This window comes from Leeuwenhoekiella sp. A16, assembly GCF_047946675.1.
In the GTDB taxonomy this organism is placed as follows: Bacteria; Bacteroidota; Bacteroidia; order Flavobacteriales; family Flavobacteriaceae; genus Leeuwenhoekiella.
On record NZ_CP172313.1, the window covers coordinates 3,163,520 to 3,176,347 of the forward strand.

Below are 12,828 nucleotides of genomic sequence, written 5' to 3' on the forward strand. Positions count from 1 at the left end.
TCGGGTTCATTATCCTTTAATTTTTTCGTTGCTTTTCCCTACAGAAAGCAGGTTTGCAAATAATCTGTAAGCTCCGGGAACGCCAGCCGGCAATTCTCTAAAAAAGCTTAGACCGGTATAAATGTAATGTCCTTTGCCGTATTGAGCCATAAGCAGACTGCCGTCTAGTGCATTTTCACCTTTATCATTTATTGAGATGACAGGTTTATAAGCATCATTCCAGACTGTGGGAAAATATAATCCGCGTTCCTGAACCCAACCCTTAAAATCTTCATCTGTAATCTTGTTAGGATAATTTAAAATCTCATTAGAAGGATCGAGTATGCGCACTTGTGCATTTTCATCAGTAACGCGATCACTTGATAAGGTTAGGGGGTAAGGACCTACATTAGGAAAATTAAAACCGCGCGCTGTATTATACTGTACAACCATGGTGCCTCCATTCTGCACATAATCAAATAAAGCCTGTTGCTTATATTTTAAAATATCTACAGTATTATACGCGCGAATACCCATGACTACTGCGTCAAATTGATCGAGGTATTCTGGTGTGATTTTCTCTGGGTCAATTACTGCTACCTGATAACCTATTTGCTGTAAACTTTCAGGAATCACATCACCGGCGCCTGCGATATAACCTATAAAATCTCCAGCTTTTTTAATATTGAGTTTTACGATCTGACTTTGTGATGGCAGAGTTAATGTTTGTAGCGGTATGTAACCGTAATCTATCTGAATAACTTTTTTAGAATACACATTTCCATCTAAATTCACTTCCGGAATTAAAGTATTGCTATCCTGATGAGCTGGCGGCGTCACGTCAAAATAAATCATAGTACTTTCACCTTTTGATGTAATAGATACATTTTGTTCTGAAGGAGAAACCTGCCAATTATCATCATGTTTTAAAGTCACTGAAGCTTTTAAATCTGATTTGTATGCGGTTACCCGAACGCCGATTTTTTTCAATTCTGAATCTGAAAAAATAATTACAGGTTCGTCTATAGCTGCAGAAACCGGCGGAACAATATCAAAAGGTTCAAAAACTTCTCCTTTTACCTGATCGTTATATTTATAAACCAGATCTGATTTAAAAGGAATGGTTACACCGTTTATATCAATATTGAAAATTGCTTTAAACTCATGTGGAGTTTCTGGTAAGCCTATTAATTTTTGATCTTCTACGTTGTACATACCTACAGAACCCTGTTTATTAAGCCAGTACGGAGTAGTTAATGCAGCATTGCCGGTATTAATTGATATTTTCTGCCGAAAATCACTGTTATTTAGTAGATTTTGACCCATTTCTACCGATTTTTCTAAGGGTAAAATCACCACATTTTTAAGTTGCATATTCGTATTGCTACGGTTTATAGCTTCTATTGAAATGTCTATGTTTTCATTTGCAGTTGCAAGTTCTTGTGAAGTTGTAGCTTCAAGATAAAGACCGGCACATGCTTTTATTATACCTGTGATTTCTTTTAACTTAAGTTCACGCCAGTGCTCATCCTTAAGTTGGTCAATAAGACTGTAAGCAGTCACCAAAGCCGGTAAACTTGCAGCAGGATCTGTAAAATCGTAAGAATTCTCTACCTGACTAAGTATTTCGCCAATAGCGCGACCACCTTTTACTCTATTCCAGGAAGTATCTACTCCCGCAAAGAGGTTTCCGTTTGCTGGGTAATCGCCGCGCAATAATTCTAAATATTCGGTCTGGCTGCCGCGCGAACCTGTATTCCCAAATCCCTGTGATTTATGCTGACTACGGCTTAAAGCCGAAATTTCTGTGTTACTTAATCCAAAAGCAGGGTAATAAACGCCATCATCTAGGGCGACTAAGTTGCTTTTATCTGCTTTATCAAACTTCTCCTGGCTGCCATAAAACCACCATGAAGTATTAAAAAACTCTCGTTTAGGTTGCCAGGTGGTTGTATATTTTAATTGCTCAGGAAATTTTGAAGGATCATTAACCAGATCAAATGCCTGCACACTTAACATCGCAGAAGTTGTATGATGCCCGTGCGTTGTACCGGGAGATCTGTGATCAAAACGGTTTATGATAATGTCTGGTTTAAAATTGCGTATTGCCCAGACCACATCACTTAATACTTTATCTTTTTCCCAAAATTCAAGGGTTTCTTCAGGGTTTTTTGAGTAGCCAAAGTCATTTGCACGTGTAAAACGTTGCTCACCCCCATCAATGCGTCTTGCAGACAAAAGTTCTTGTGTTCTTATTACTCCCAGAAGTTCTCTTATCTCAGGACCAACTAAATTTTGACCGCCATCACCACGCGTTAGAGAAAGATATCCTGTGCGTGCCTTTACCTGATTAGCCAGGTAAGAAATAAGAGCCGTATTTTCATCGTCTGGATGCGCACCAATGTAAAGCGCTGTACCTAAAAAATTTAATTTCTGAATGTCTTCAAAAATTTCTGCAGATGTGGGTTTTTCAGGTTTTTGAGCTTTCGCGTTAAGCGAGAATAATATTAGAAATAAAAGGAGGTAACTTAATTTTTGCATGAGAGAGAGACCTTTTGCTTATCTCTTCAAATATAGCCAAATTAAGGGGAGCGGCGTTTCTTTAGAATTTCTTTAACAACAGTTACAGCTGCAAACTGTCTCTTAAATAATTGAATCTTTCTCCATTTTGTTTCCAGTAAGGTGTCTTAATGGTTTTTATGCGTGTCGCTTTTGATGTGAGATTTTTGTTTCCGCTTACATAAGCTTCAGACCAGCCGTTTATTGTGTGAGGAAATTGAGGGTCAAAGTTAATTGTAATCGTGCGGTGCAGATCTGAGTAATGTATGGTAAAAGTTGAATTTGTTTTAGACAGAATTGCGGGATACGCTTTCTTCTCTATGTGATGCATATTAGAAAATTCTAGTGAAGGAATGACGTTGTGATTCCCCACCGGAAGTCCGTTAGGATTTACGCGTATCAATGTCCAGAATTCATCTTCAAGAAAATCTTTATCGAGATTAAAGGTTTGATCTGCCTCACCCTGAAAATAAGAATGTGAAGTAACATCAAATTTCTCTCTGCTGTTGATCTGGGCATACATGAGGCCGCACCATTCTTGTATGCTATTGCTCACTTTTAATGCATGTCTGTTCTCAACCACCGGAAAAAAAGTGCTTGTCATTATAGAATAAGGATAGATACCGGTGGTGAATTTCTTGACGGTATTGAGTTTTAGTACAGCAATATTATCATCATGCGACTCGTCTGCTTTTACCTCTTCATCTTTTAACAGGTGCTCTGTGACAAAAATGAGTGCAGCTTTACCATGTCGCATTTCGCCATAGCGAGCTTGTTCAAGATTATATGAAGTTATCTCAGCTTCATCTGCGTACCAATATTTATTAAATTCATCAGATAATGTTCTTCTTGCGGCCTGTTTCCCAAAGACCGGTTTACGTTCCTGACAGGCAGTAAAAAGGTGTGCCGCAATAAGGAGGGAGATTGCAAATGTTTTAAAAGGGAGATTAAAGTTGAGTAATTTTTTGGAGCGCATAGAAGTTGGTTTAACGCTAAAATTAGCACTAAATCATTAAGCCACCAATTGCATTAACATCTGATACAACAAATGCGTAGGCAAGCCCATTACCGTGTTATAACTGCCGTCAAGTTTTGTTATACCTATATGGCCAATCCATTCCTGTATACCGTACGCACCAGCCTTATCAAAAGGTTTGTAAGTATTGATATAATGATCAATTTCATCAAGAGAGAGATCTTTAAAATGAACTGTTGCAATGTCACTTGCCAGAATGGTCTGTGATGGAGTTAATAAGCATAAGGAAGATACAACCTCATGTGAATTGCCAGTGAGTAAATGGAGCATTTTTGAGGCTTCTGAGGCGTTTTTTGGCTTCCCCAGGGCGATTTTATCCTTCCATACAATAGTGTCTCCGGTAATGATTATCTCGTTTTCCTGAATATCTTGTCTGAAAACTTCGGCTTTGCTGTTAGCAATGTATTCTGCGATCTCTTTAGGATTATTCAAGTCGTCAGGATAACTTTCATCAACCGGCTTTACTCGTACTTCAAAAGGAACTTCAAGACTAGATAATAGTTCCTTTCGCCGGGGCGATTGAGACGCCAGGATTATTTTATGATTCTGTAGTAAGTTAGCCAGCATATTTAAGAGATAGGGTTAAAACTAATAAAGATAAAATGCCAAGAAGCATAATAATCTTAAGTAGCACAGAAAGACGCGAGAAGTCTTTTATGTTTTCTGCAGACCATGCTTTTATAGCGAAATAAAGTAAGGGAGCACAAATACCAAAAAGCAGATAACCAGCCGTAATCGTATTTGTATACAAATAGACGTATATATAGTAAATGAGCAGAAAAATATAAACAACTGCCAGAATAGAACAAACTTTTGATGTGCGTTCGCGTCCCATTATTATAGCCAGACTTTTCACGCCATAATTGCGATCACCATTCACATCTTCTACATCTTTAATAATCTCCCGTAGAAAATTGAGCAAAAAGGCAAAAATTGCGTAGTCGCGCAAAACTGCGATAGGATTTGCAAGTTCATAAGAATATCTGTCTAATAGCGGTAATAGATCAAAGATTATAACTACAAGAATTGAGGAAGCGACAATAAGGCTAACGATAAGGTTACCAATGAGAGTGACTTTTTTTAAGAAGGAGGCGTAAGTATAAAGAAGAGCAGATATGAGAACAAAAACTGTCGTAAAACCACTTTCACCTATTTTGTAGGAAAGGAAGAAACCCAGAGCAACACCAGCAATATTTAAAATGAAATAGTAATTATAGGCTGTAGCTTCAGAATAGAATCGCGGAATAAATGCTTTGTCAGGTTTATTAATACGATCTATCGCAACATCATTGATATCATTAATTATATAACCCGCAGCAGCAATAAGTAAACTAGCTAACAGTAGAATGCAAAATGATAATGTACTTAGTGCAGCAGGTATACTTAGCGCCTTAAGAAATACAAAATGAATGATAGATTGGGTACCAGCGATTAACAGGAGGTTTTGATACCTTATGAATTTTAAAAATTTCAAAAAAGATATATTTAGGAAACTAGTCCAAATATAAAAATAAAAGCCGCTTTGAGGCGGCTTTTAACTACTAACTAGGAATTACAGATCGAGATTGATTGGTAGTGAATGATGGTTTAAAGAATTAAAAGAATGGCAGGTTACCTATCTTTAACAGCAGTATCTGCCAAAGCGCCGTGATCTCTAATTTCCAGTTTTAAATTATCTGAAAGAGGATCTTCAAGAAATTCAAAAATGAGGTTAGCATCTTTATAGAAAAAGACAGAATCTGAACTGGGATAGAGTTCATACGTCTTATCTCCTGCGCTTAAGACAAGTGAACTATCTTTTGTGATTATTGTAAGATTTCCGGTTTTTTCAGAATTGTATGTGCCTGCCAATTTTCTCAATTGATCATTAGTGATTTTTGCGGGAATCGTATATCTATTACCCGGCCCATGATCATAGCTCAATACACGCTTGATTTTCCAGATACCATCTTCTTTAAGCCAGAGTTGAGTGAATTGGGCAGAACCGGTTAAATATTCAGCACGATCTTTGGGCTTTGCATAGAACAGATGTTTACCCTGCTCTATCGCACCATAAATCTCGCCGTTATTTTCTAAAGGGAAAACTTTAAGCGAATTAGGTACAAGCTCCCGTCTCATTTTATCCTGGCTACCACAAATATTCTGTTTTATACTCTCAACAAAATCGGCTTTAGAAGAGGTAATACCTCCTTTATCGTGGTAAAATTCGAAGTTTTCGCTGGTAACAGCAGCCATAGCTTCAAAATTGCAGCGGTTAAACCCCTGCTCAAAAATTATACTGTCACTTTCTTTAATTTGCTTGTACAGACTTGAATTATGATCAACCTGCGCAGCAACAAACTGAGTTACTATAAAGAGGGGGATGAACAAATTTAAGAGCATAGCTTTATTTTTTAGTGATTGAGCCACTCATGCTCTTTGGGGTATTCACTTTATTAGGATTACCCCAGTACTCAACGTTACCGCCGCTGGATGCTTTAGCAACAATAGAATTGCCCGCCCAAACTTTTATATTACCGCCGCTTGAGGCTTCGGCTATACAGTTTTCAGCTTTAAGGTCGCTGGCATCAATAGTTCCGCCAGAACTTACATTAGTCTCTACAGTTTCAGAACCGCCGGAAATTTTTATTCTTCCGCCGCTGCTAACTTCAGCTTTTACATTACGCACCGTGAGCATGGCGTCAATAGAACCGCCACTAGAAACATCAAACCTCATACGATCTCCCTCAAGCCTGTCACGGGCAATAAGATTTGCCCCGCTGCTTACAGAGATATTCTCAAGATCATCTGTATAGGTCACATTGATCTTTTTTGAACTGGCGCGTCCCAGATTGCTCTCTCTAGTAGTAATTTTAAGTGTGCTTCCTGTAACATATACATCTAAAATATCTAGCAGATTCTCATCTACTTCTGCAACTACAGATATCTCATCACCTTTGGTAAGAATAACATCCCAGCCAGAACCGGCATGTACATCTCTAAACGATTCTGTAATGTTAAGGTCTTTCTCAATTACATTGCCATTGCCGTCTGTTTTCCCCAGCACAAAATTAAAATCGCAGGAGGTCATTAGCAGCGCACAAAATGCGGTAACTAAAATTTTGATTAATGTGGTCATAACGTTTGATTTTTGATTGAACCGGAAAAAATCCGGATGGTTAGTACTTCTCTTTTAATTATCTATTAATAGTATCAAGTTGTTTATTGATAGTATCTGTAGGTATATCATTTTTGAGATCAACTGCATCTTTCTTTCTGGTTGCTGCCTCATCGTACTCGTAAGGTGCATCATCACCTTCTTCATAATCGTGGTATTGCCAGTCGCCTTCATCAATTTGATCATGATCATCAGGGCAGGTTTCACAGGTTAGTTCGCCTTGCTCCAGAATTAAGAGCTTTTCTTCAGTTCCACTTTCTAAAAGATCACCATAACGGCTGTCATTTCTATGAAAGCTTGAAGTGTTTTGAGCAGCGATGAGGTGAGCGCCTTCTGGTAAATAAACAATCACCTGTACTTCCTGATCTCTGTGTTTGTTTTTTAAGGCAGTCGTAAAATAACCGTTAAGCGTTAAGGTGTTATTGTTGAAAGTGTACCCATAATCAATATTTTCGGCTCTGTCATGAGCGTCCTGATAATTACGTCCCTGGGCCGATTTTACCACTTCCAGAGCAGGTTTTCCATCTTCACTTTCTTTAACTACCAGTCGTATATCCTGATTGCGTATCACCTGCTCACCATTTTCATAATCAATTCTCCAGTTATCGCTTCTATATAAACCTCTTCTGTTAGACGATGTCATCGTAATTTTTAGAGTATCTGAAGGTTGCATATTCAATACCTCGGTACTGCTAACTTCGCTGTCTACAGAAAACGCTGTTGCCTGTCTAATACCTAAGACTGAAAGGGCAATAATAGATAGTAACCATATACCCAGCAAAGTGAGTTTCGCCGTAAGGCTCATTGATCTTAGATTATTTACTAATATTTTAAGACCTAAATAGAACATTGCAAAAAACGGGATTCCTGCGGCAAAAAATACGAGAAGTGAGATTACCCAGATAGGAGCTTCGGTAGTGTTAACAAGATCTACGTAGTCTACAAAAGTGCCATCTACAAAGCCCATTGTGCCCGCTGTAAAAAGCCCTACAAAAAGAGCAATTACCATCACGGCGCCACCTATAATAAGAGCAATACCTATTAATTTTGCGATTACTTTTAATACAAACATAAAAATGCTTCCTATCGTCGCGAAAAATCCGCCGGCTCCTTTTCTGGCTCTATTACCGTATTTCTCATAATCTACATTCTTAACGGTGTCTGCAACATTTTCAAATCCCTCTTTTACTTTACGCTGGATATTGTCGATGTTCACAGGCTTTCCCCGCATTTCTAACTTTTCTGATGTTGTAATGGCCTGAGGTACAAAAATCCAGAAGACCACATAAACCAGAATAAAGCCACCGCCGGTAAAGAAGGTCAATGCGATGAATAAAATTCTAAGCCATATCGCATCTATACCCAGATAATAACCTAAACCAGAACAAACGCCTGCTACATATGAGTTGTCTGTGTCGCGGTAGAGTTTTTTAGCTGCCTGAAGTGGGGCGGTTTTAGGAGATTCATCTTCAAATATCTCTTCATCAAGACGATAATCTTCTGGTTGACCCATTATCTCAATAACTTCATCAACTTCTTTAAGACCAATTACCTGGCGTTCATTTTTAACACGCTCACTAAATAACTCTGCTATGCGTGCCTCAATATCCTGAATGATCTCATCGCGACCCTGTGAGTCTGTGAATGATTTTTTAATTGCATCAAGATAGCGTTGCAGCTTGGCATATGCATTTTCATCTATATGAAAGAAAAGGCCTGCGAGATTTATATTTACTGTCTTATTCATTGTTGTTATTTTTTTGAGAGGTTACAACTTGCACCGCCCTTTGGAGATCATCCCAGGTTGTGGTCAATTCATTTAAAAAGAGTTTACCGGTTTCGGTCAATCCATAATATTTACGTGGTGGGCCGCTGGTAGATTCTTCCCAGCGATAATTGAGAAGACCCGCATTTTTAAGCCGGGTGAGTAGGGGATATATTGTTCCTTCTACCACAAGCAATCTGGCGTCTTTAAGTGTTTCAAGAATTTCTGCTACATATGCATCTTCATCTTTTAAGATGGAGAGAATGCAGTATTCCAGAACACCTTTACGCATCTGCGCTTTTGTGTTTTCAATCTTCATAGATTCTCATATTAAAATCGATTAATAACTGTGCGTTTTTTGATTGATGAATGAATATTCTCATCGGTTGATTAGGCCGAAGCTACCGTAGTGTTATCATAGGTAGTAGGTTTAATAAAATTGATACTTAATGGGTATTTATAGTCCAGGCCTCTGCTGGCATTTACCGCTGCAGATATTACTGCAATGATCTCCATTATAAAGAGACCTACTAGAAGAGCTGCAAATGTGAAGATTATGATGAGTAATCCTGAAAGCTCTCCTATTGATGAAAGATGTTCAAAATGATCTTCAAAATCATAATAACGATTTCCATCTGCAAGTTGTAATGCCTGAAATACTATAAAAGGAACTGCCAGAATTACAACTGCGATTACATAGAGTAACATGCTCATTTGAAAATTAAGAGCACGACGACCATGATTATCTATAAAAGCAGATTCTTTTTTCTGTGACATCCATAATATTAATGGAAATACAAAATTCCCAAATGGTATGAAGTACTTAGAAAAGGTTGATAAATGAATAAAAGTTGCGACGTTTTTTTGATTTGATGTTATGCTAGTTTCCATTGCTTATTATTTTCTTATGCAAATATATATACAAAAGCAGGTATTTTGTATTGCATAGTACTAATTATTAACATAAAATTAACAATAACGAGTATTGCAGGCTTTTCTTATATTGCTCTTTTTTTATAAAAGTAATAAGCTACATTATGTCACTAAGCCCTGGTAAGTTCAATAAGTTTTTAATGTTTAAGCTACCGTCTGCATGGCTGTGTGGCGTGCGCGTAAGAACAATAAGTACAACAAGTTGTACCACAACTGTAAAGTATAAATGGATTAATCAAAATCCTTTTAATTCTATGTTTTGGGCAGTACAGGGTATGGCAGCAGAATTGAGTACAGGCATCATGGTTATCAATCAAATAAAAAGCAGCGGTAAAAAAATATCGATGCTTGTAGCGTCTAACAATGCTACGTTTACTAAAAAAGCTGTTGGTAAGATTACGTTTGTATGTGATGACGGTAAGAAAATTGATGATGCTATAGCTGCTGCACTGGATACTGGCGAGGGGCAAACTTTCTGGATGCAATCAAAAGGAACTAATGAAGATGGTATCGCAGTGAGTACTTTTAATTTTGAATGGACTATAAAAGCGAAATAAATAGTTGCTTTTTGTGTAACAATATCCTTTTACATACTACCTATTTGATGAATAAACCAAAATATTTTTGAAATGACAGCACATGAAATAGACTATAAGATCTTTGGGGAAGAAATGCAATATGTAGAGATAGAGCTAGACCCACAAGAAGGAGTGATTGCAGAAGCCGGAACCTTTATGATGATGGAAGAAGGTATTAAAATGGAAACGATCTTTGGTGATGGTTCTAAAAATGATAAAGGTTTAATGGGCAAGCTTTTTGGTGCAGGCAAAAGATTACTTACCGGTGAAAGTCTGTTCATGACTGTTTTTTACAACACTATTCTAGGTAAAAAGAAGGTGAGTTTTGCGGCTCCTTATCCTGGCAAGATCATCCCTATTGATCTTTCTCTTAGTGGCGGGCGGTTTATTTGCCAGAAAGATGCGTTTTTATGTGCTGCCAAGGGGGTTTCTATTGGTATAGAATTTTCTAAAAAATTAGGCCGTGGGCTATTTGGTGGTGAAGGTTTCATCATGGAGCGATTAGAAGGCGACGGTATGGCATTTGTTCACGCTGGTGGTACTACTGCAAAAAAAGAACTTTTACCAGGTGAAAAATTGCGCGTTGATACGGGTTGCATCATAGGTTTTGATCATACAGTTAATTATGATATAGAATTTGTAGGCGGGATCAAGAATACCATTTTTGGAGGTGAAGGGATTTTCTTTGCCACACTTACAGGACCAGGAACCGTATTTATACAATCACTACCATTTAGCAGACTCGCTAATCGTGTTTGGGCTGCTGCACCTAAAATGGGCGGAAAAGATAAAGGAGAAGGAAGCATATTGGGTGGATTAGGTGACTTATTAGATGGCGACAACAGATTTTAGTAAAAATTGATAGTAAGAAAATTAACAAAATCGTAAAATCATAAAGATTTATTGTTATATTTATGAAATCAATCTTAAAACAGAAATATAGCTTTAAAACTACCTAACCAAGTTTTAATCATAATCAGATCAAATATGGCAAGAGCAATGTTTGAGTACACCAAAACTATACTTAACAAAGTTAGTTTTGACGCCGTACTTTTCTGCAAAGAATTAGAAAAAGCAGTCAAACGTTTACTTCCTTATGAAATAGAGGAATTGCGTGTATGGATTATCAATCTTACAAAAACACATCCAGAACTTGATAATTGTCTGGTATACTTAAATCCTTAAAATATAAAAGCCTCCGTACGGAGGCTTTTTTTGCTTTAAAGCTGTTTTTTATTGCTTCGGCAACGGACTTATTATTTGTACATTTTGAAAAGTAATAGCTCCTTTTACTACGCCGGCTATTGTAGATCGCAATACTTCTATGATCTGCATTTTGAGTTCGCTCTTATGATATAATAAACTTACTTCTCTTGCGGGTGCAGGTTCTGTGAAATGATGCAAGTATTGCTTCTCGCTATCTTTAATCTCTAAAGTATGCAGGTAGGGGAGAAGGGTCATACCTAAACCTTCATTAGCCAGTTTTATAAGCGTTTCAAAACTTCCGCTTTCCAGCGAAAAAACTTCCTCTTCAAAATTTCTGTTTGTCTTACATAAGTTGATAACCCCGTCTCTAAAACAGTGCCCATCTTCTAATAGTAACATATCATTAAGATCAAGATCTGCTGTAGTTAAACTTTTTTGATGATGTAATTTGTGATTTTGTGGTATATAAGCAACGAAAGGCTCGTAATAAAGAGGACGTTCTTTTATATTTTCAGCATGTAAAGGAGTCGCTGCAATTGCTGCATCAAGATGACCTTCTTCAAGTTTGCCTATAATAGTTTCAGTTGGCATTTCTTCAATCTTTAATTTCACCTTAGGGTATCTATTGATGAAATTGCGAAGAAACATGGGGAGTAGTGTTGGCATCACAGTAGGTATTACACCTAGTTTAAACTCTCCACCTATAAAACCCTTTTGTTGATCTACTATATCAGAAATGCGATTTGCTTCATTTACAATATTTCGTGCCTGGTTAACAATCTTCTTTCCTATTTCAGTTAGTTCAATAGGTTTTTTACCGCGATCAAATATGAGAATGTCCAGCTCATCTTCTAGTTTCTGTATTTGCATACTTAAGGTAGGCTGCGTTACAAAAGTCTTCTCTGCAGCTTTCGTGAAATTTTGATTTTCGGCAACAGCCAGTACATATTTTAATTGAGTGATCGTCATACTTTAATTTTACATTGACAAAAGTACATTAGCTATTGATAAAATTTATTAAAATTCATTTAAAAGTTGGGGTTTTTCTATAACAAAAAAGTCTCCTATTATATATAAGAGACTTCTACTATATACGACCTTAAATCTAAAGTCTTATTTCAAGTATTATAGGATCTTGCTGTACTTCAAATTTTGAATCTTCCCATTGTGGTGGTCCATAGTCATATTGTTGTTAGAAGAGCCATAGCTTTCTAGGGGCATTCCGTTTGTGTCAAAGTCCATTTGCTTGTTATCATTTTTGTCATAGTAGCAAAGCACAGCATAATTTCCTGGTTCTATATTATTAAAGGTGACTGTTGTTTTGCCCTCTTCTATTGTTCCTTCTGCAGATTGCAGAGGAGGTGCTACCATAAATGTCTCTTGGGTATAGAGGCCAAATTGTACAGTTCCTTCTGTTCCTGCAATATTATTTACAGATACCTTAATTGTTGTTCCTTGTTCCTGACTATATATAATAGTATTGAAAAGAATTAATAATAGCATTAAACCTGTTTTCATGATGAGTATAGTTTAGTTTATAAGATCTAATATATATAATAGAAGTATATCAACTATTTAAATACAACCCATGAGTTGAATTTTATAGTTGAATTGT

14 protein-coding genes are annotated in these 12,828 nt (G+C 37.1%); 3 read left to right on the forward strand and 11 right to left on the reverse strand.

The features are described from left to right. Nucleotides 1–9: 9 nt before the first annotated feature. The 9 genes from ACH3O9_RS13795 to ACH3O9_RS13835 form a co-directional block, all read right to left on the reverse strand. A complete protein-coding gene (locus ACH3O9_RS13795; RefSeq protein ID WP_416441426.1) occupies nt 10–2,520 on the reverse strand; it encodes a PIG-L family deacetylase in 2,511 nt (836 codons plus the stop codon). Nucleotides 2,521–2,602: 82 nt separating this feature from the next. Further along, nucleotides 2,603–3,514, reverse strand: coding sequence for a septum formation inhibitor Maf (locus tag ACH3O9_RS13800; RefSeq protein ID WP_416441428.1), 912 nt, complete (start codon nt 3,512–3,514; stop codon nt 2,603–2,605). Nucleotides 3,515–3,550: 36 nt separating this feature from the next. Beyond that, complete coding sequence (locus ACH3O9_RS13805) at nt 3,551–4,141, reverse strand: Maf family nucleotide pyrophosphatase (RefSeq protein WP_416441430.1); 591 nt, start codon at nt 4,139–4,141, stop codon at nt 3,551–3,553. Then, entirely contained in the window at nt 4,131–5,048 is a 918-nt protein-coding gene (locus tag ACH3O9_RS13810; RefSeq protein WP_416441432.1) for a geranylgeranylglycerol-phosphate geranylgeranyltransferase, read from the reverse strand. The genes ACH3O9_RS13805 and ACH3O9_RS13810 overlap by 11 nt, the downstream gene beginning before the upstream one ends. A 137-nt stretch (nt 5,049–5,185) precedes the next feature. Next, nucleotides 5,186–5,956 (reverse strand): nuclear transport factor 2 family protein, encoded by a 771-nt coding sequence (locus ACH3O9_RS13815; protein WP_416441434.1) that lies wholly within the window; start codon nt 5,954–5,956, stop codon nt 5,186–5,188. Nucleotides 5,957–5,960: 4 nt separating this feature from the next. Then, nucleotides 5,961–6,692, reverse strand: coding sequence for a head GIN domain-containing protein (locus ACH3O9_RS13820; protein WP_416441436.1), 732 nt, complete (start codon nt 6,690–6,692; stop codon nt 5,961–5,963). 58 nt (nt 6,693–6,750) lie between these two features. Beyond that, nucleotides 6,751–8,478: a PspC domain-containing protein gene (locus ACH3O9_RS13825; protein WP_416441438.1), complete on the reverse strand. Its 1,728-nt coding sequence runs from the start codon at nt 8,476–8,478 to the stop codon at nt 6,751–6,753. Further along, the gene (locus tag ACH3O9_RS13830; protein WP_416441440.1) at nt 8,471–8,815 is read right to left on the reverse strand and encodes a PadR family transcriptional regulator; all 345 of its coding nucleotides are present in this window, start codon (nt 8,813–8,815) and stop codon (nt 8,471–8,473) included. The genes ACH3O9_RS13825 and ACH3O9_RS13830 overlap by 8 nt, the downstream gene beginning before the upstream one ends. Nucleotides 8,816–8,886: 71 nt before the next feature. Continuing rightward, nucleotides 8,887–9,387: a DUF4870 domain-containing protein gene (locus ACH3O9_RS13835; RefSeq protein WP_416441442.1), complete on the reverse strand. Its 501-nt coding sequence runs from the start codon at nt 9,385–9,387 to the stop codon at nt 8,887–8,889. A 146-nt stretch (nt 9,388–9,533) separates the two neighbouring features. On the opposite strand from ACH3O9_RS13835, the gene ACH3O9_RS13840 reads away from it, so the two are divergent. The 3 genes from ACH3O9_RS13840 (at nt 9,534) to ACH3O9_RS13850 (ending at nt 11,192) form a co-directional block, all read left to right on the forward strand. Then, nucleotides 9,534–9,986, forward strand: a complete 453-nt coding sequence (locus tag ACH3O9_RS13840; RefSeq protein ID WP_416441444.1) for a DUF4442 domain-containing protein — start codon at nt 9,534–9,536, stop codon at nt 9,984–9,986. A gap of 72 nt (nt 9,987–10,058) precedes the next feature. Beyond that, the gene (locus ACH3O9_RS13845) at nt 10,059–10,859 is read left to right on the forward strand and encodes a TIGR00266 family protein (RefSeq protein ID WP_416441446.1); all 801 of its coding nucleotides are present in this window, start codon (nt 10,059–10,061) and stop codon (nt 10,857–10,859) included. 135 nt (nt 10,860–10,994) lie between these two features. Beyond that, the gene (locus tag ACH3O9_RS13850) at nt 10,995–11,192 is read left to right on the forward strand and encodes a hypothetical protein (RefSeq protein ID WP_416441448.1); all 198 of its coding nucleotides are present in this window, start codon (nt 10,995–10,997) and stop codon (nt 11,190–11,192) included. A gap of 48 nt (nt 11,193–11,240) precedes the next feature. Here ACH3O9_RS13850 and ACH3O9_RS13855 read toward each other — a convergent pair whose 3' ends face one another. After that, on the reverse strand, nt 11,241–12,182 hold the full coding sequence (locus ACH3O9_RS13855) for a LysR family transcriptional regulator (RefSeq protein WP_416441449.1): 942 nt from the start codon (nt 12,180–12,182) through the stop codon (nt 11,241–11,243). A gap of 156 nt (nt 12,183–12,338) precedes the next feature. Then, the gene (locus tag ACH3O9_RS13860; RefSeq protein ID WP_416441451.1) at nt 12,339–12,731 is read right to left on the reverse strand and encodes a DUF2141 domain-containing protein; all 393 of its coding nucleotides are present in this window, start codon (nt 12,729–12,731) and stop codon (nt 12,339–12,341) included. Nucleotides 12,732–12,828 lie beyond the last annotated feature (97 nt).